Below are 18,796 nucleotides of genomic sequence, written 5' to 3'. Positions count from 1 at the left end.
ACCGACGAGTCACCTCGAGGAGATGACGATGGCCAGTAGGAACCCGGCGTTCAGCCGTGGGTTCGGCAACGCGGGCCCCGGCCAGCAGTACGCCGGTTGGGGCAACCAGCCCCAGTACGGCGCCCCCCAGTACGGGGCCCCGCAGTACGGCGCCCCGGCGCCGCAGCAGGACCAGTACGCCGCGCCGTCCCCGTACGGGACGACCGAGGACACCCGCTACATGACGATGGACGACGTCGTCACCAAGACGGGTCTTTCGTTCCTGGTGACCGTCGCCGCCGCGGCGCTCACCTGGGCGATGCCCGGCACCGCCGCCATGGGGCTCGCCCTCCCTGCGGTGCTCGTCGCCCTGGTGCTCGGCCTGGTGATCGCCTTCAAGCAGATCGCCAGCCCGGTCGCGACGCTCTCCTACGGCGCGCTGTACGGCGTCGCGCTGGGTGCGATCAGCGAGGTGTTCAGCCTCCAGTTCGGCTCGGGCATCGTCATGCAGGCGCTGATCGGCACCTTCGGCGTCTTCGCCGGCATGCTGGTCATCTACAAGACCGGCGCCATCCGGGTCACCCCCAAGCTGACCCGCTGGATCGTCGGTGCGCTCATCGGCGTGCTGGTGCTCGTCGTGGTCAACCTGGTCGCCAGCTTCTTCGTCCCTGGTGGGCTGGGGCTGCGTGACGGCGGCCCGCTGGCCATCGTCTTCAGCCTCGTCGTGATCGGCGTCGCGGCGTTCACGCTGCTGCTCGACTTCGACATGGCCGACGAGGCGATCCGCCGCGGCGCCCCGGCCAAGTTCGCCTGGTACATCGCCTTCGGCCTGCTCGTCACGGTCATCTGGCTGTACCTGGAGATCCTGCGGCTGCTCTCCTACTTCCAGGACGAGTGAGCCTCCGCACCACATGACAGTGGCCCGGTCCCCGCGAGGGGGCCGGGCCACTGTCATGTCCGGGGGCTACCTCAGGAGAGGCGCTCCAGCACCATCGCCATGCCCATGCCGCCACCGACGCACATGGTCTCCAGGCCGAACGTCTTGTCCTTGGTCTGGAGACCGTTGATCAGCGTGCCGGTGATGCGGGCGCCGGTGCTGCCGAAGGGGTGGCCGACGGCGATGGCGCCACCGTGCACGTTCAGCTTCTCGATCGGGATGTTCAGGTCGCGGTAGCTGGGGATGACCTGCGCGGCGAACGCCTCGTTGATCTCGACCAGGTCGATGTCGTCGATCGTCATGCCGGCCCGCTGGAGCGCGAGCTTCGAGGCGTCGACCGGCCCGTAGCCCATGATCTCCGGCGAGAGCCCGGTGACCGCGGTGGAGACCACGCGGGCGAGCGGGGTCAGGCCGAGCTCACGGGCCTTGGTGTCGCTCATGACCACCACGGCCGACGCGCCGTCGTTGAGCGGGCAGGCGTTGCCGGCGGTCACCCGGCCGTCGGGGCGGAAGACCGGCTTGAGGCCGGAGATGCCCTCCAGGGTGGTGCCGGGGCGCGGGCCGTCGTCCTTCGAGACGACGGTGCCGTCGGGGAGGGTGATCGGGGTGATCTCCCGCTCCCAGAAGCCGTTGTTGATCGACTCCTCGGCGAGGTTCTGGCTGCGGACGGCGAACTCGTCCATCTCCTGGCGGGTGACGCCCTTGAGCAGCGCCAGGTTCTCCGCCGTCTGCCCCATGGCGATGTAGACGTCGGGGACGTCGCCGTTCTCCCGCGGGTCGGTCCAGGAGTCGGCGCCGCTCTCGGCGACCTTGGCCACCCGGGCCTGGGCGTCGGCGAACACCGGGTTCTGCGTGTCGGGCAGCGAGTCGCTGTTGCCCTTCACGAACCGCGAGACGGTCTCCACGCCGGCGGAGATGAAGACGTCGCCCTCACCGGCCTTGATGGCGTGCATGGCCATGCGGGTCGTCTGCAGGGACGACGAGCAGTAGCGGGTGATCGTCGTGCCGGGCAGGTGGTCCATGCCCAGCAGCACGCTGACGACGCGGCCCATGTTGTAGCCCTGCTCCCCACCGGGGAGGCCGCAGCCCAGCATGAGGTCGTCGATGTCGCGCGGGTCGAGGGCGGGCACCTTGTCGAGCGCGGCCCGGATGACCGCGGCGGCGAGGTCGTCGGGCCGCATGTCCTTGAGCGACCCCTTGAACGCGCGGCCGATGGGGGAACGCGCGGTCGAGACGATGACTGCTTCGGGCATGGTTCCTCCACGATGAGGGGGTCCGGACGCGGCGCGCCGGACGTCGGTCACCTCGGAAACTACCCCGGCCCGGCCGCCTGGGGAGGGGCCCCAGGTCAGGAGGACGCCGGTGTGGCCGGGGTCACCTCGTCCGCCCGGCGAGCGGGTCGTTCTCGGCGTGCTCGGCCTGCTCCGGGGTCGGCACCCCCGTCGGCCGGCGGCGGCGCAGCAGCGCCCACGGGCCGCGGGGACCGGTCTCCGAGCCGGCCACCTCGGCGGCCTGGACCTCGGTACCGGGACGGTTGACCGCCCGGGCCGCGGCGCGGGCGACCGGCTTGACCGTCTGGCGGCGCAGCGAGCGCAGGCCGCGGTCGGCGCGCGCCGGCCACACGCCGAGAGCGTCGGCGACCGAGGGCAGCAGCACCGCCGCCGCCGCCGCGTAGCCGGCCGCGCTCGGGTGGAACTCGTCGACGCTGAACATGCTGGAGTCCGAGGCGAAGGCCGGGCCCAGCAGCGAGCCGAGGGAGACGGTGCGGCCCCCGGCCTCGACGACGGCGATGGTCTGCGCCGCGGCCATCTGCCGGCTCCAGCGTCGGGCCAGCGTGCGCAGCGGCTGCGCGATCGGCCGGATGGTCCCCAGGTCGGGGCAGGTGCCGACGACGACCTCGCAGCCGGCAGCGGTGAGCCGCCGGACGGCGTCGGTGAGGTGGCCGACCGAGACCGACGTGGGGGTGCGGGCGGTGACGTCGTTGGCGCCGATCATGATGACCGCGACCGCGGGGCGCTCGGCCAGCGCGCGGTCGACCTGCACCTCGAGGTCGGCGGCGCGGGCGCCGGACTTGGCCAGCCGCACCAGCTGCACGGGGCGCTCGGCGAGCTCGGCCAGCCCCGCGGCGACGAGCACGCCGGGGGTCTCGGCGGCGCGGTGCACGCCCAGCCCGACGGCGCTGGAGTCGCCCAGCACCGCGAGCACGATCGGCTCGCCGCCGCCCCGCCCGTAGATGCCGTCGCCCGACGGGGGGTCCTCCTTGTACGTGCGGGCCTCGACCCTGCGGCGGGCCGCCCGCGCCTCCTCGCGGAGGAGGGCGACCAGGGCAGCTCCGGCCAGCCCGACCCCACCGCCGCCGTAGGCGGCACCGGTGGCCAGTCGTCGGGCCGTCGCGGTACGCGTCATGATCCCTCCCTCCCTGGTCGGTGCCGACGTCATCGGGGCACCACCGACGTTATCGGCCCCCTACGGTGCAACCTGTGCCCCCATCCCTCCCTGGTATGAGCTCCTCCACCCCGACCGACGAGCGGACGCGGCAGATCGTTCGCGTCCTGGTCGAGGCGTTCGGTGACCTCATGGACGCCGATGCGGACGCCTTCCGCACCAAGTTCCGCAAGATGGCAGCCGATCCGTTCGCCTTCTACCGGGGCAGCGCCCCACTGTTCTACGCGGACATGGCGACGTCCGAGGATCGCTGGTGCGACGAGCGGACGTCCCGGGTGTGGATCCACGGTGACCTGCACGCGGAGAACTTCGGCACGTACATGGACGCCAACGGCCGGATCGTCTTCGACGTCAACGACTTCGACGAGGCGTACCTCGGGCACGTCAGCTGGGACCTGCGCCGCTTCGTCGCCAGCTTCGCGCTCATGGCGTGGCGCAAGGCGTTCTCCGACGAGGTGATCAGTGAACTGCTCGCCGTCTACCTGCGCGCGTGGCTCGACCAGGTGGCGGCCTTCACCCGGTCGGACGCCGACCGCGAGTTCGCCCTGGTGGCCGGCAACACCCACGGCGCCGTGCACGAGCTGATCCGCCGCACGGCCACCCGCACCCGCCTGGGGCTGCTGCAGCGGATGACCGTGGTCGAGGGCGACGCGCGCCGCTTCGCGGACTCCGCGCGCAACCGCCGGCTGGACGACGCCGAGCACCAGGAGGTGCTCGCGGCGCTGGAGCGGTACAAGGCGACGCTGCCGCCCCGGCCCTGGCGGCGCGAGGTCGCCTACGACGTCAAGGACCTCATCGGCACCGGTGGCTTCGGCATCGGCAGCGCGGGGCTGCCGGCCTACAACGTGCTGCTGGAGGGCTACGACCAGGCGCTGGAGAACGACGTCGTGCTCTCGGTCAAGCAGGGCAACGTGCCCGCCCCCGGCCGGGTCGTCGACGACCCGCGCATCCGCGGGTACTTCGAGCACGAGGGCCACCGGACGGCGCTGAGCCGGCGCGCGCTGCAGTCGCACGCCTCCCAGTTCCTGGGCTACACCGACATCCGCGGCACGGGCTTCGTCGTCGCGGAGCTGTCGCCCTACGAGCTCGACCTCGAGTGGGAGGACCTCACCGAGCCCGCCGACATCCGCCCGGTCCTGGAGCAGCTCGGGCGGGCGACGGCGAAGCTGCACTGCGTGGGCGACGCCGACAGCGACCACACCCTCGTGCCGTTCCAGACCGAGGAGGCGATCACCGCGATGCTCGGCGACCGGCGGGAGGAGTTCGTCGCCGACCTGGTCGCCTTCGCGCACGACTACGCGCACCGCACGCAGGAGGACCACCGGCTCTTCGTCAACGCCTTCCGGGCGGGGCGGATCCCGGGGATCAGCTCCAGCCGCTGAAAGAGGACCCCCAGAAGGACCCCGTCCTCCCCGCCGTTCGCGAGCTCAGGGCGGTGCCCTGGACGGGGCCGTTCCAGCACGTCGCCATGAGCTAGCGCACGCGGCGGCCGCGGCGGGTGCGCAGGTAGTCGGCGACGACGTACTCGCCGAGCCGCTCGCTGTCGGGAGTGAACACCCGCCCGCCGGCCCGCTGGGTGAGGTCGTGCACGAAGTGGACCAGCCCGGGATCGGGGTCGAGGGCGAAGACGTTCACCGTGGCGCCGGAGCGGGCGACCCGCTCCACCTCGGCCACCGTGCGGGCGATCGTCTCGGGCATCGGCGGCCAGCAGAAGTACGGGGTCCCGTCGTCCTCCAGGTGGGCGGTCGGCTCCCCGTCGGTGACCACCAGCACCACCGGCTCGGCGTCGCGGTGCCGGGCGAGGAACCGGCGGGCCAGCATCAGGCCGTGCTGCAGGTTGGTGCCCTGCAGGGTGTCCACGCTCAGCTCGGCGAGCGTCTCCGGGCGCAGCACCTGGGCCGTGGAGGAGAAGCCGATGATCTCGATGGCGTCCTGCGGGAACCGCGTCGTCACCAGCGAGTGCAGCGCCATCGCCGTCGACTTCGCCGCGCCCCACGTGCCGCGCAGCGCCATCGAGTAGGAGAGGTCGACCAGCAGGGCGACGGCGGCGCCGGTGCGCCGCTCGGTCTCCACCACCTCGAAGTCCTCGACGGCGATGCGGACCCGCCGCTGCCCCTCCCGGCGCGGCTCGCCCGCCGTCCGCAGCACCGCGTTGCGGACGGTGCGGACGACGTCCAGCGGCTGCTCGTCGCCGAACCGCCACTCCCGTGAGCCACCGGTCAGCTCCCCGGCCGCGCCGGCGTCGGCGACGTCGTGCTCGCCGCGACCGGTGGCGTCCAGCTGCGCGAACACCCGGCGCAGCGCGGTGGCTCCGAGTCGGCGGACCGCCTTGGGCGAGAGCTCCAGCCGCCCCTCGCTGCGGTTGAGGTAGCCCTGCCGCTCGAGCTCGCGTTCCAGCTGCCGGAGCGTGGCGAGGTCGTCGGCGGCCGAGCGGCCCAGCGCGCGCTCGAGCAGCTCCTCGTCGACGTCGGCGAGGGACGCCCCGGCGTAGCCCTGCGACAGCTGGTTGGACAGCGCCTCCAGGTCGGCGAGCTCGGCGACGGCGGTGGTGGCGTCGCCCATGCCCAGCGCCTGCTCGCCGTCGGGCACCTGGCCGCGCTGCCCCCAGGGCAGGTCGGGGCGGGCCTGGCGGAGCGCGTCGGAGAGGTGGGCCATCTCGCTGGCCAGCCCCATGTCCTCCATCGTCTGGGCCATCAGCTCGGCCAGCTCGGCCCGCTGCTCGGGGGAGAGGCCGGCCATCATCCGCTGCTGCGCCGCCGCCCGGCGGGCCAGCGAGTTGATCAGCTCCTCGACGGATTCCGGGTCGTCCGGGAAGAACTGGCCGTGCCGGTCCATGAAGTCGGCGAACTGCTGGTCGGTGTCCTCGCCGCGGTTGTGCGCGTCGACCAGCCGGGAGAGGTCGGCGACCATGTCCTTGACCGCCTGCATGTCGCCCTCGGAGGCGTTCTCCAGGGCCTGCTTCATCGACGCGAAGGAGCTGTCGAGCACCTCCCGGCGCAGCAGGTCCTGGATCTGCTCGTAGGCCTCCCGGCCCTCCGCCGAGCGCCACGACCAGTCCTTGAGCGCGCGGACGGCGCCCGCGGTGTCCTCGGGCAGCGCGTCCAGCTCGGCCTCGGCGAGCCGTGCGGCGTCGTCCGGATCGGGGAACAGCTCCCGACGCTCGGCCTGCACGGCGCGGTCGAGCAGCTCGCGCACCTCCTGCAGGGTGCCGTCCATCCGCCCGGCGGTGCGTGCCGAGCGCAGTCGGTCGCGCACCTGCCGGCGCAGTTCGTCCAGGCCGCGCCGGCCCTGCGTGCCGCGGCGCAGCAGCTCGCGCAACGCCTCCCGGACGCCGCTGCCGTCGAGCACCGAGTCGCCGATCTCGTCCACGGCGTCGCCGAGGTCGTACGGCGGGGCCAGCGGGTCGGGACCGCCCCGCCAGGCGCCGTACCGGTAGCCGCGCGGGCGGCGCGTGGTCACCTCAGGCTCCGTAGACCGTGCGGCCGCCGTCGGTGTCCTTCGCCAGCCGCCGGGTGAGGTGCAGGCCCTCCAGGGCGAACTCCACGGCGGCCGCGGCCTGCTCGGCGGACTGGTCGCCCTCGGGCACCCCGAGCCGGCCGAGCAGCTCGGCGAGCTTCGGGACGGTGCCCAGCTGGCCCAGCAGGGCCGGGGCCGGGACGAGGTCGCCGGACTCGACGGTCTCCCCGCCGGTGAAGTGCTCCTGCAGGCCGGTGAGGTCCAGGCCCGCGCACCGCGCGCGGAACGTCTGCGCCGTGGCCTGGCGCAGCAGGTGCTCCAGGATCTCCAGCTCGCGGTCGTCGTCGGGGTCGGCACCGGCGTCGGCGAACTCGACCTTGCCGCGGCTGGCCGGGACGATGCTGGGCAGGTCGACCACCCGCGCGACCGGCCGGGTCTCGCCGGCGACCGCGGCCCGGCGGACGGCGGAGGCGGCGACGGTCTCCAGCCCGGCGATGGCGAACCGGGCGCTGACCCCGGAGCGCTGGTCGACGTGGCTGGACTCGCGGACGAGCCGGGTGAACCGGGCGACGATCTCGACCAGGTGCGCCGGCACGACGGGCGCGTCGAGGGTGTCCTGCCCGCTCGGTGCCCCGAGCCCGCCGGTCTGCGCCTCCTGCTCCAGCAGGCGGATCTCGTCGGCGAGCTCGATGGGGTAGTGGGTGCGCACCTCGGCGCCGAACCGGTCCTTGAGCGGGGTGATGATCCGCCCGCGGTTCGTGTAGTCCTCCGGGTTCGCGCTCGCGACCAGCAGCAGGTCCAGCGGCAGCCGCACCCGGTAGCCGCGGATCTGGATGTCGCGCTCCTCCAACACGTTGAGCAGCGCGACCTGGATGCGCTCGGCCAGGTCGGGCAGCTCGTTGACGCTGAAGATGCCCCGGTTGGTGCGGGGGACCAACCCGTAGTGCACGGTCTCCGGGTCGCCCAGCGTGCGCCCCTCGGCCACCTTGATCGGGTCGACGTCGCCGATCAGGTCGCCGACGCTGGTGTCCGGCGTGGCCAGCTTCTCGCCGAAGCGCTCGCTGCGGTGCAGCCAGCCGACGGGGGTGGCGTCACCGTGCTCGGCGATCTGCCGGTGCGCCCAGACGCTGATGGGGCGCAGCGGGTGCTCGTTCAGCTCGCTGCCGACCAGCACCGGGGTCCACTCGTCGAGCAGGCCGACGAGCGTGCGGATCAGGCGGGTCTTGCCCTGGCCGCGCTCGCCGAGCAGGACCAGGTCGTGGCCGGCGATCAGGGCCCGCTCGACCTCGGGCAGGACGGTCTCCTCGAAACCGACCATGCCGGGCAGGGTGGGCTCGCCGGCAGCCAGGCGGGCGAGCAGGTTGGCGCGGATCTCGGCCTTGACCGGGCGGGAGGTGGCGCCGGTCGCGCGTAGTTCGCCGAGCGTCGTGGGTGCGGGGGAGGGGGTGGCCGGTGCGGTGGTGGCACCCGGGGTGTCCGTCACCCCCGCCACGGTACGACGGCCGCGCGCGTCCTGGTCGGTCGCGGACGACGGCCCCTGCCAGGATCGACGCATGGCAGGTTCCGGCGGTCCTCCCCTGGTCAGCGGTGCCGACGTCGCGGCGGCGGCGGAGCTCCTCGCCGGCGTCGTCCGACGCACCCCGCTGGAGCACTCCCGGGGGCTGGCCGACCGCGTCGGGGGCCCGGTCTGGCTCAAGTGCGAGAACCTCCAGCGCACCGGCTCGTTCAAGCTCCGCGGCGCCTACACCCGGATCGCGCGGCTGACCGACGAGGAGCGGGCCCGCGGCGTGGTCGCCGCCAGCGCCGGCAACCACGCCCAGGGGGTTGCCCTCGCCGCCCGGCTGCTCGGCGCCGAGGCGACGGTCTACATGCCCGGGAGCGCACCGCTGCCCAAGGTGGCGGCCACCGAGGCGTACGGCGCGCGCGTCGAGATGTTCGGCCAGTCGCTGGCCGAGCCGCTGCTGGCCGCGGCGGAGCACGCCGAGCGCACCGGCGCGGTGTTCATCCACCCCTTCGACCACCCGGACGTGATCGCGGGCCAGGGCACCGTCGGGCTGGAGGTGCTCGAGCAGTGCCCGGAGCTGGCGACGGTACTGGTCTGCGCCGGTGGCGGCGGGCTGGTCTCTGGTATCGCGGCTGCGGTGAAGGAACGCCGTCCCGACGTCCGGGTGGTGGCCGTGCAGGCCGAGGAGGCCGCCGCCTTCCCGGGCTCCCTGGCCGTCGGGCGGCCGGTCGCGCTGGAGTCGATGTCCACCATGGCCGACGGGATCGCGGTCCCGTGTCCCACCGACCTGACCTTCGCCCACGTGCGGGGACTGGTCGACGAGGTGCGCACGGTCAGCGAGGAGGACCTCTCGCGGGCGCTGCTGTTCTGCCTGGAGCGGGCGAAGCTGGTCGTCGAGCCCGCGGGGGTGGCCGCGGTCGCCGCCGTCCTCGCCGATCCGCGGGCGTTCGAGCCCCCGCTGGTCGCCGTCGTCTCCGGCGGCAACATCGACCCCGTGCTGCTGCTGAAGGTCGTGCAGCACGGCATGGCCGCGGCCGGACGCTACCTCTCGCTGCGGCTGCGCGTCCCCGACCGGCCGGGGTCGCTGGCCGCCGTCCTCGCCGAGCTCGCCGCGGTGGGCGCCAACGTGCTGGAGGTCGAGCACGAGCGGACCTCGACGCGCCTGGGCATCGGCGAGGTGGAGGTCTTCGTCGTCGTCGAGACCCGCGGGCCCGCGCACGCCGGGGAGGTCATCGGGGCGCTGCGCGCGGCCGGGTACGCCGTCACGCCGGAATAGCCGCGGCCGGACCGATGAGTTCCCCGGTCCCCGGCGGTCCTGGTTGCCGTCCCGCACCTGCGGGGCGCGACGGAGGAGCCGGCGGATGTACGCGACGGAGAAAAGCGGTGGGGAACTGTCGGTGGGCGGACCTAGCGTCCGCGCCATGACCGACGCGATCGTCGTCGAGGGGTTGGTCAAGCGCTTCGGTGCGACCACCGCGCTCGACGGAGTGGACCTGACGGTGGCCGAGGGCTCGGTGCTCGGGCTGCTCGGCCCGAACGGTGCGGGCAAGACGACGGTGGTGCGCGTCCTCACCACGCTGCTGACCGCGGACGAGGGCCGGGCGGAGGTGGTCGGGCTCGACGTGGCCCGGGACGCCGACCGGGTGCGCGCGGCGATCGGGCTCACCGGCCAGTACGCCGCCGTCGACGAGTACCTCACCGGGTTCGAGAACCTGGAGATGGTGGGGCGGCTGTACCGGCTCGGCAAGGCCGAGTCGCGGAAGCGGGCCGGTGAGCTCCTGGAGCGCTTCGACCTCTCCGCCGCGGCCGGTCGGCCCGCGAAGACCTACTCGGGTGGCATGCGCCGGCGGCTGGACATCGCGGCCTCGCTGATCGCCCGCCCGCGCGTGCTCTTCCTCGACGAGCCGACGACCGGGCTGGACCCGCGCAGCCGGCTGGCCATGTGGGAGTTCATCGCCGACCTCGCCGGCGGTGGGACGACGATCCTGCTCACCACCCAGTACCTGGAGGAGGCCGACCGGCTGGCCGACCGGATGGTCGTCATCGACCGCGGCCGGGTCATCGCCCGCGGCACCGCCGACGAGCTCAAGGCCCAGGTGGGCGGGCAGCGGCTGGAGCTGACGGTCACCGACGCCGCCGTGCTGCCCGACGTCGTGGCGCGGCTGCGCCCGCTCGCCGTGGAGGACCCGGTGGTCGACGTGCCGGCCCGTCGGCTGTCGTTGCCGGTGAGCGGCGGCGCGGAGGTGCTCGCCGAGGCGCTGCGCCGGCTCGACGGCCGGATGCCGGAGATCTTCGACGTGGGGCTGCGCCGGCCCGACCTGGACGACGTCTTCCTGGCGCTGACCGGCCGCGCGGCCGAGGAGGTCGCCACCGACGACGGGACGACGGCCGAGCCGGTCGTCACCGGAGGTGCCCGATGAGCAGCATGGCCGCGACGCTGTCCGACAGCGTCGTCATCACCAAGCGGAACCTGATCAAGGTCAAGCGCGTGCCCGACCTGATCGTCTTCGCGACGCTGTCGCCGATCATGTTCGTGCTGCTGTTCCGGTACGTGTTCGGCGGAGCCATCCAGCTGCCCCCGGGGACCAGCTACGGCGAGTTCCTGCTGCCCGGCATCTTCGCCCAGACCATCGTGCTCGGGAGCACCACCACCGGAGCCAGCCTGGCCGAGGACCTGCAGAAGGGCCTGATCGACCGGTTCCGCTCGCTGCCGATGTCCCGCTCGGCGGTCCTGATCGGCCGCACTGTCGCCGACGCCGGGCTGAACATCATCTCGATCACGGTGATGGCGCTGACCGGCCTGGTGGTCGGCTGGCGGATCCACTCCTCGGTCGGGGAGGCGATCGCGGGGTTCCTGGTCCTGCTGCTGTTCGCCTACGCCGTCTCCTGGCTCATGGCGATGGTCGGGTTGCTCGTGCGGACCCCGGAGGTGGTCAACAACGCCAGCTTCATCGTCATCTTCCCGCTGACGTTCGTGGCCAACACGTTCGTCCCGCTGGAGTCCTTCCCGTCGGTGCTGCGCACCTTCGCCGAGTGGAACCCGGTGTCGGCGGTGGTCCAGTCTGCCCGGAACCTCTTCGGCAACACCTCGCCACTGGCGCCGACGCCGGACGCCTGGTCGCTGCAGAACCCGGTGCTCTACACGCTGATCTGGGTGGTGCTCATCCTGGCGATCTTCGTGCCGCTGTCGGTGCGCACCTACCGGCACGCCGCCGGCCGCTGAGACAGAGGCCTGCTGCCCCCGATCTGCACCTGTCCGGTCGCGCCGAGTGGGGCCCGGAGGGCCCCGCGCAGGCGCGACGAATCGGCTCAGCGCAGGTCGGGGACGGCAACTGGCCGCGGTGCGATCCGGAGGATCGCGATGTGCTGGCGGTGCGATCCGGAGGATCGCGATGTGCTGGCGGTGCGATCCGGAGGATCGCGATGTAATGGCGGTGATGAGCACTCCCGAGGCACTCGCCGCCGACAACCCCCTCGCCGCCCCGTCCGAGCTGCCGTTCCGGCTGCCACCGTTCGCCGACATCACCCTCGAGCACTGCCGGGAGGCGCTGCTCGCCGGGATGGTCGAGCAGCGCCGGGAGGTGGCGGCCATCGTCGGGTCGGACGAGCAGCCGACGTTCGAGAACACGGTCGTGGCGCTGGAGCGGTCCGGCGCGCTGCTCGACCGGGCCTGGTCGGTGTTCGGCAACCTCTCCTCCTCGGTGGCGACGCCGCGGCTGCGGGAGATCGAGCGCGAGATCGCCCCGCTCGCCGCGGCCCACGACGACGCCCTGCGGCTGGACCCGGCGCTGTTCGCCCGCATCGACGCCGTGCACGCCGCCCGGGACACCGCCGGCCTGGACGCCGAGTCGGTGCGGCTGGTGGAGCGGTACCACCTCGACTTCGTGCTCGCCGGCGCCCGGCTCGACGACGGCGGCCGGGCCCGGCTCGGCGAGCTGAACCAGGAGCTCTCAGAGCTCTCGACGACGTTCGGGCAGAACCTGCAGCTGGCCACGGAGGCAGCGGCGGTGCGGGTCGAGGATGCCCGGGAGCTCGACGGGCTGAGCGAGGAGGAGGTGGCGGCCGCGGCGCGCGCGGCCACCGACCGCGGGCTCGACGGCTACCTGCTCACCCTGGTGCTGCCCACCGGTCAGCCGGTGCTGGCCAAGCTCCGCGACCGAGGGCTGCGACGCCGGGTGTTCGAGGCGTCGGTGAGCCGGGCGTCGGCGGGGGAGCACGACAACCGACCGGTCGCCGAGCGCATCGCCCGGCTGCGGGCCGAGCGGGCGCGGCTGCTGGGCTTCGAGACCCACGCCGACCTGGTGCTCGCCGACTCGACCGCGCGGACCACCGCCGCGGTCGACGCGATGCTGCGCTCGATGGTGCCGGCGTCGGTGGCGAACGCCGAGGCCGAGGCCGAGGTGCTGCGCGAGCTGGCCACCCGCGACGGTGTCGAGCTCGCGGCCTGGGACTGGGCTTACTACAGCGAGCGGGTGCGGGCCGAGCGCTACGCGGTCGACACCACGGCGTTGCGGCCGTGGTTCGAGCTCGACCGGGTGCTGGTCGACGGCGTCTTCCGGGCCGCCGAGCTGCTCTACGGCTTCCGGTTCACCTCCCGGCCCGACCTCGTCGGCTACCACCCCGACGTCCGGGTCTGGGAGGTCACCGACGCCGACGGGACGGAGGTCGGGCTGTACCTGGGCGACTTCTTCGCCCGGGAGGGCAAGCGCGGCGGGGCGTGGATGAGCTCGTTCGTCCGCCAGTCCGGGCTGCTGGGGACCCGCCCGGTCGTCGTCAACAACCTCAACGTCACCCGCGCCCCGGACGGCCGGCCGACGCTGCTGACCCTGGACGAGGTGAACACGCTCTTCCACGAGTTCGGCCACGCGCTGCACGGGCTGAGCTCCTCGGTGACCTACCCGCGGTTCGCGGGCACCGCCGTGCCGCGGGACTTCGTGGAGTTCCCCAGCCAGGTCAACGAGATGTGGGCGCTCTGGCCCGAGGTCCTGGCGCACTACGCCCGGCACGTGGAGACCGATGAGCCGCTGCCGGCATCGGCGGTGGAGGCGATCGACGCCGCGCAGCTGTGGGGTGAGGGCTTCGGCACGCTGGAGTACCTGGCCGCCACCTTGCTGGACCAGGCCTGGCACCGCCTCACGCCCGACAGCGAGATCGGGGACCCGGTGGAGTTCGAGCGGGCGGCCCTCGCGGCTGCGGGCGTGGCCTCGGAGCTGGTGCTGCCGCGCTACCGGACGACGTACTTCCAGCACGTCTTCGCCGGCGGCTACTCGGCCGGTTACTACTCCTACATCTGGTCGGAGGTGCTCGACGCCGACACCGTGGAGTGGTTCAAGGAGAACGGCGGCCTGCGCCGGGAGAACGGGGACCTCTTCCGGGAACGGCTGCTCGCGGTGGGCGGTTCGGTGGACCCGCTGGCTGCCTTCCGCGCGGTCCGCGGCCGGGAGGCCGACCCCGCACCGCTGCTGCGCAGGCGCGGGCTGGCCCCGGTCGCCTGAGCGCACTGGGGGGGTGTTCCCTCGGCTCCGGGGGTCGTGCAGGACCCCCGGGGCGTGGGTTCGACTCCGACAGCGGCGCACGGGCGGGGGGCGTCCCGCGGGTGGCGCAGGGCCCGGGGCGCCGGCGCGGTGGGGGCCGTCGCTCAGAGCCAGGGCAGCGAGAGGACCAGGTCCAGGTCGTCCGGGGCGTCCCCGTCGCGTACCAGCCGGTTGGGCTGGCGGTGGCCGCACGCCGTGCAGCGGTGGACCACCTGCCAGCCCTTGCCCGACTTCTCCACCAGCCCGATCGGCTCCATCGGCTGCCGGCACTCGCTCGCCCGGTCACCCGGCAGGTCGTCGACGTGCAGCGACCACAGGCAGTACGGGCAGTGGTTGCGGTAGTGCCCGTCGGTGTTGGCCGGCACCGGCGTCGTGCAGTGCACGCACGGGAAACCGGTGTTCTCCGCCCGCCGGGAGCGAGCGCGAGGCGCTACCACGTCTTCCTCGCCCACCCCGTCAGGGGACGAACGGCTCGACCGCGACGACCTCGACGGTGATGTCCTTGCCGTTCGGCGTCTGGTAGGTCACCGAGGTGCCGGGCTCCGCGCCCATGATCGCCGAGCCGAGCGCCGACTCCGGGGAGTAGACGGTGAGGTCGGTGGTGCCGGCGATCTCGCGCGAGCCGAGCAGGAACTTCTCGGTCTCGTCGTCCCCGGCGAACTTGATCGTGATCACCGTGCCGAGGGCGGCGTTCGTGGCGGTCTTCGGGGCGTCACCGACCCGCGCCTTGCGGAGCAGGTCGGTGAGCTGGCGGATCCGGCCCTCCTGCTTGCCCTGCTCCTCCTTGGCAGCGTGGTAGCCGCCGTTCTCCTTGAGGTCGCCCTCCTCGCGGCGGGCGTTGATCTCGGCGGCCATGGCCGGGCGGTTCGCCACCAGCTGGTCGAGCTCGGCCTTCAGCCGGTCGTGGGCCTCCTGGGTGAGCCAGATGCCCTGGTCCTGCTCGTCAGTGGGGGTGGACACGGGGGAGAACTCCTGGGAAATCGGGTGCGTCGTCCTGGTGTGGGACGACCGTGGTCGATCCGGCCAAGCTAACACCGCGGCGCGGGCAGATGCACCGCTGCGCCGGGTCCCGGACGGATGCGGAACCGTAGCGCATCGTTGCGTGACTGACGACACGTTCCGCCCGGACGGGTGGCTGACCTGCGAGTCGTCGGCCACACCCGGGTGAGTGTCCGCCACTCCCGTCGCCCGGCGAGGGACACTGTGCCCGTGACCCAACCCGACCAGTTGCGCCTGCTCGCGGTGCACGCCCATCCGGACGACGAGTCGAGCAAGGGCGCCGCCACGATGGCGAAGTACGTCGCCGAGGGCGTTCGCGTGATGGTGGCCACCGCCACCGGCGGTGAACGCGGCTCGGTGCTCAACCCGGCGATGGACCGTCCCGAGGTGTGGGAGCGGCTCCCGCAGATCCGGGTGGAGGAGATGGCGCGGGCGCGCGAGATCCTCGGGATCGAGCAGGAGTTCCTCGGTTTCGTCGACTCGGGGCTGCCCGAGGGCGACCCGCTGCCGCCGTTGCCCGAGGGGTGCTTCGCGCTGGTGCCGGTGGAAGAGGCCGCGGCGCCCCTCGTCGAGCTCATCAGGCGGTTCAAGCCGCAGGTGATGACCACCTACGACGAGCGTGGCGGCTACCCGCACCCCGACCACATCAAGACGCACGAGATCTCGGTGCACGCCTTCGAGGCGGCCGGCGACCCCGACCGGTACCCCGACCTGGGTGAGCCGTGGCAGGTGAGCAAGCTCTACTACCACATGAGCTTCACGCTGCCGCGCACGAAGGCGCTGCACGAGGCGATCCTCGCGACCGGTGCGGAGTCGCCCTACGCCGAGTGGCTGGAGAAGTGGGATCCGGCGCACGACATCTCCCACCGCGTCACCACCCGGGTGCCGTGCGCCGAGTACTTCCCGGTGCGCGACGCCGCGCTGATCGCGCATGCCACCCAGATCGATCCGCTGGGCCGCTGGTTCGCGTGCCCGGTGGAGACCCAGCAGCAGGTGTGGCCCACCGAGGACTACGAGCTGGCCCGCTCGCTGGTCGACACCCCCACGCCGGAGGACGACCTGTTCGCCGGCATCCGCAGCGAGGTGACCGCCCGATGACCGGAACCACGACCCTGAGCCTGCTGGCCGCCGCCCAGCAGCAGGCCCCCGAGGACGTCGGCAAGGCCGGCCCGCTCGGCCTGTTCCTGATCGTGGTGCTCCTGATCGCCGCGGCCCTGCTGGTCAAGTCGATGAGCGGCCACCTCAACCGGCTGCCGCGCAGCTTCGACCCGGCCGACCGCGAGCCGCCGGTCGTCGTCCCCGACTCCCCGGCCGGGCTGGTCGAGGAGCGCGAGCCCGGCCAGGAACTGCTCGACACGCTGCGGCGCGCGCCGCTGGCCATCGAGGCCCCCCGGCGCGAGGGCGACGACCGGCGCTGACCCCACCGGCGAGGGCGCCTCCGGCGCAGACCGCACTTCCTCCCACGCGTCGCTCGTTCGGCGCATGCTCCTGGAGGGCGGCCGCTCCGGCAGCTCACCTGCTCGGGGACACTGGGCGGCGTGCCAGCCAGTGCCGCCGCTCCCGCCGCCACCGACGTCCTCGTGGTGGGCGCCGGCCCGGCGGGCTCCGCTGCCGCTGCGTGGGCGGCCCGTGCCGGCCACGACGTGGTGCTGGCCGACGCCGCGGTGTTCCCCCGGGACAAGACCTGCGGCGACGGCCTGACCCCGCGCGCGGTCGCCGAGCTGGACCAGCTGGGGCTGGGGGACTGGGCGCGGTCGAAGGCCCGCAACCGCGGCCTGCGCGCCGCCGGGTTCGGCCGCGAGTGGCAGCTGCCCTGGCCGGGCGGTGCGCTCCCGGACCACGGCAGCGCCGTGCCCCGGACCGAACTGGACGCGCGCATCCGGCAGGTCGCGCTCGACGCCGGTGCGACGCCGGTCGACGGAGCCCGGGCCGTCGACGTCGGGCGCGACGGGGACCGGGTGCGCGCGGTCGTCTTCGAGGACGCCGACGGCGGGACGACGACGATCGCCTGCCGGCGGCTGGTCGTCGCCGACGGCGTCCGCTCACCCCTGGGCCGGGTGCTGGGCCGGGAGTGGCACCGCGACACCGCGTACGGGGTGGCCGCACGCAGCTACGTGCGCTCCGGTCGCAGCGACGACGAGTGGATCAGCTCGCACCTGGAGCTGCGCGGCACCGAGGGGGAGCTGCTCTCGGGCTACGGCTGGGTGTTCCCACTGGGCCGGGAGGCCGGCGAGGTCAACCTGGGGGTGGGCACGCTGGCGACCGCGCGCCGGCCGGCCGGGGTGCAGCTGAAGTCCTTGCTGGAGTTCTACGCAGAGACCCGGCGCGGGGAGTGGCAGCTGGACGGGAAGGTCCGGGACGTGACCTCCGCGCTGCTGCCCATGGGGGGTGCGGTGTCCGGCGTGGCCGGCCGCAACTGGGCGCTCGTGGGCGACGCGGCGGGCTGCGTGAACCCGCTCAACGGGGAGGGCATCGACTACGGCCTGGAGACCGGCCGGACCCTGGCCGGGCTGCTCGGCGAGGACGACTGGACGGCGGCGTGGCCGGCGACCCTGCGGCGGCACTACGGCGAGGCCTTCTCCATCGCCCGGCGGCTGGCCGGGCTGCTCACCGTCCCCCGGTTCCTGCCCCTGGCCGGCCCGGTCGGCATGCGCTCACGGCCGCTGATGACGGTGGCGCTGCGCGTCATGGGCAACCTGGTCACCGACGAGGACCGCGACGCGGTCGCCCGGGCCTGGCGCACGGCCGGGAAGCTCTCGGTCCGGCTGGACGACCGTCCACCCTTCTCCTGACCACGGGTCGCGGCGCAGCCGCGGTCCACCTGAGCGGGGTCCCGGAGGGATCCCCGAAGGTGGACGTGACCTGAGCGGAGGAGGGAACCGCGGCAACGCCGCGTCGTGCCGAGAGGGGCCCGGAGGGTCCCCGAGAAGCGACGGGCAGGGATCAGCGCGAGCCGGGACGGCACCTGGCCGCGGTGTCGTCCGGAGGACGACAGATCACTCAGACGAAAGGGGAATTGAACACCGCGAAGTAGACGGCGATGTAGTGGCAGAGCGCCGCGACGACCGTCATCGCGTGGAAGACCTCGTGGTAGCCGAACGTCCCCGGCCACGGGTTGGGGCGCTTCACGGCGTAGGCGACGCCGCCCACGGTGTAGAGCACCCCGCCGACGGCGAGCAGGACCATCGAGGCGACCCCGGCGATGTGCAGGATGTCGGTGAGGACGAAGAGCGCGACCCAGCCCAGGCCGATGTAGAGCGGTACGCCCACCCAGCGCGGCGCCGTCGGCCAGCTCATCTTGAGCGTGACGCCGGCCAGCGCGCCGGCCCACACCCCGCCGAGCACCCAGAAGCCGGTGGGCTGGTCGACGGCGAGCAGCGCGAACGGCGTGTAGGTGCCGGCGATGAACAGGAAGATCATGGAGTGGTCGAGCCGCTTCATGATCTTCCAGCCGCGCGGTGACCAGCGACGGCGGTGGTAGAGCGCGCTGATACCGAACAGCCCGCAGATGGTGAGGCAGTAGACCGTCACCGACCACCCGGCGCGGGCGCCCTGGACCGAGGCCAGCGGGATGAGCACCGCACCGGCGACGATCGCGCCGAAGAACGAGAAGAGGTGGATCCAGCCGCGGGCGCGCGGCCGGGTGTCGGGGTGCTCCCAGTCGTCGTCGGCGAAGTCCTCGGCGGTCCACGCCTGCTCGACCTGCTGGCCCTCCGAGGCGACGGCGGCGACCGCCTGCTCGGCCGGGGCCTCCAGCTCCGCCCCGTCGGCCTCCACCCGTACGGACGTGCGATCGCTGGGAGGGACGCTCATGCTCTGAGGTTACGGAGGGGCCGGTGCGGCGTCATCCGGGGCGGCTGTGACGTGCGCGGCCGTGACCCGTGGCTCGCCGCGTGCCTGCGAGTGGCGAGTAGGGCGGGGTCCTTGTCACTAGGGTGACCG

At 73.4% G+C, this 18,796-nt stretch carries 16 protein-coding genes; 9 read left to right on the top strand and 7 right to left on the bottom strand.

The window, feature by feature from the left end:
- Window positions 1-28: 28 nt before the first annotated feature.
- Window positions 29-877, top strand: a complete 849-nt coding sequence (locus ACI79Q_RS11585) for a Bax inhibitor-1/YccA family membrane protein (RefSeq protein WP_456598061.1) — start codon at window positions 29-31, stop codon at window positions 875-877.
- A 71-nt stretch (window positions 878-948) separates the two neighbouring features.
- Here the strand turns inward: ACI79Q_RS11585 and ACI79Q_RS11580 are convergent, their stop codons facing one another.
- Together ACI79Q_RS11580 and ACI79Q_RS11575 are read right to left on the bottom strand one after the other, a co-directional pair.
- Window positions 949-2,169: an acetyl-CoA C-acetyltransferase gene (locus ACI79Q_RS11580; RefSeq protein ID WP_456600161.1), complete on the bottom strand. Its 1,221-nt coding sequence runs from the start codon at window positions 2,167-2,169 to the stop codon at window positions 949-951.
- 121 nt (window positions 2,170-2,290) lie between these two features.
- A complete protein-coding gene (locus ACI79Q_RS11575) occupies window positions 2,291-3,322 on the bottom strand; it encodes an SGNH/GDSL hydrolase family protein (RefSeq protein ID WP_456600160.1) in 1,032 nt (343 codons plus the stop codon).
- Window positions 3,323-3,417: 95 nt separating this feature from the next.
- Between ACI79Q_RS11575 and ACI79Q_RS11570 the strand changes: the two genes are divergently transcribed.
- A complete protein-coding gene (locus tag ACI79Q_RS11570; protein ID WP_456612935.1) occupies window positions 3,418-4,743 on the top strand; it encodes a DUF2252 domain-containing protein in 1,326 nt (441 codons plus the stop codon).
- Between the two features lie 91 nt (window positions 4,744-4,834).
- On the opposite strand, the gene ACI79Q_RS11565 is transcribed toward ACI79Q_RS11570, so the two are convergent.
- Together ACI79Q_RS11565 and ACI79Q_RS11560 are read right to left on the bottom strand one after the other, a co-directional pair.
- Window positions 4,835-6,820, bottom strand: coding sequence for a VWA domain-containing protein (locus tag ACI79Q_RS11565; protein ID WP_456614723.1), 1,986 nt, complete (start codon window positions 6,818-6,820; stop codon window positions 4,835-4,837).
- Between the two features lies 1 nt (window position 6,821).
- The gene (locus tag ACI79Q_RS11560; RefSeq protein ID WP_456612936.1) at window positions 6,822-8,300 is read right to left on the bottom strand and encodes a sigma 54-interacting transcriptional regulator; all 1,479 of its coding nucleotides are present in this window, start codon (window positions 8,298-8,300) and stop codon (window positions 6,822-6,824) included.
- Window positions 8,301-8,370: 70 nt separating this feature from the next.
- Here ACI79Q_RS11560 and ilvA point away from each other — a divergent pair, with 70 nt between their 5' ends.
- The 4 genes from ilvA to ACI79Q_RS11540 all read left to right on the top strand — a co-directional run bounded on the left by ilvA (window position 8,371) and on the right by ACI79Q_RS11540 (window position 13,816).
- Window positions 8,371-9,597 carry a threonine ammonia-lyase gene (ilvA, locus tag ACI79Q_RS11555; protein ID WP_456590547.1) on the top strand — a complete coding sequence of 409 codons (1,227 nt, stop codon included), beginning with the start codon at window positions 8,371-8,373 and terminating at the stop codon, window positions 9,595-9,597.
- 145 nt (window positions 9,598-9,742) lie between these two features.
- Window positions 9,743-10,741, top strand: coding sequence for an ATP-binding cassette domain-containing protein (locus ACI79Q_RS11550; protein ID WP_456600156.1), 999 nt, complete (start codon window positions 9,743-9,745; stop codon window positions 10,739-10,741).
- A complete protein-coding gene (locus ACI79Q_RS11545) occupies window positions 10,738-11,544 on the top strand; it encodes an ABC transporter permease (protein ID WP_456590549.1) in 807 nt (268 codons plus the stop codon). The genes ACI79Q_RS11550 and ACI79Q_RS11545 overlap by 4 nt, the downstream gene beginning before the upstream one ends.
- 214 nt (window positions 11,545-11,758) lie before the next feature.
- Window positions 11,759-13,816, top strand: coding sequence for a M3 family metallopeptidase (locus ACI79Q_RS11540; protein WP_456614722.1), 2,058 nt, complete (start codon window positions 11,759-11,761; stop codon window positions 13,814-13,816).
- Window positions 13,817-13,959: 143 nt separating this feature from the next.
- Here the strand turns inward: ACI79Q_RS11540 and ACI79Q_RS11535 are convergent, their stop codons facing one another.
- Entirely contained in the window at window positions 13,960-14,292 is a 333-nt protein-coding gene (locus ACI79Q_RS11535; RefSeq protein WP_456600154.1) for an RNHCP domain-containing protein, read from the bottom strand.
- Between the two features lie 19 nt (window positions 14,293-14,311).
- Complete coding sequence (greA, locus tag ACI79Q_RS11530) at window positions 14,312-14,815, bottom strand: transcription elongation factor GreA (protein WP_456590552.1); 504 nt, start codon at window positions 14,813-14,815, stop codon at window positions 14,312-14,314.
- 249 nt (window positions 14,816-15,064) lie between these two features.
- On the opposite strand from greA, the gene mca reads away from it, so the two are divergent.
- From mca to ACI79Q_RS11515, 3 genes are all read left to right on the top strand, one after another.
- A complete protein-coding gene (gene mca / locus ACI79Q_RS11525) occupies window positions 15,065-15,952 on the top strand; it encodes a mycothiol conjugate amidase Mca (protein ID WP_456590553.1) in 888 nt (295 codons plus the stop codon).
- Window positions 15,949-16,272, top strand: a complete 324-nt coding sequence (locus ACI79Q_RS11520; RefSeq protein ID WP_456590554.1) for a hypothetical protein — start codon at window positions 15,949-15,951, stop codon at window positions 16,270-16,272. The genes mca and ACI79Q_RS11520 overlap by 4 nt, the downstream gene beginning before the upstream one ends.
- 120 nt (window positions 16,273-16,392) lie before the next feature.
- A complete protein-coding gene (locus tag ACI79Q_RS11515) occupies window positions 16,393-17,646 on the top strand; it encodes a geranylgeranyl reductase family protein (RefSeq protein WP_456590555.1) in 1,254 nt (417 codons plus the stop codon).
- Window positions 17,647-17,854: 208 nt separating this feature from the next.
- Here ACI79Q_RS11515 and trhA read toward each other — a convergent pair whose 3' ends face one another.
- Entirely contained in the window at window positions 17,855-18,667 is an 813-nt protein-coding gene (gene trhA / locus ACI79Q_RS11510) for a PAQR family membrane homeostasis protein TrhA (RefSeq protein ID WP_456614721.1), read from the bottom strand.
- Window positions 18,668-18,796 lie beyond the last annotated feature (129 nt).

It is taken from the genome of Blastococcus sp. SYSU DS0828 (assembly GCF_054050975.1).
Note: the sequence above shows the minus strand (reverse complement) of the source record. Positions and strands in the feature narration are given on the sequence as shown.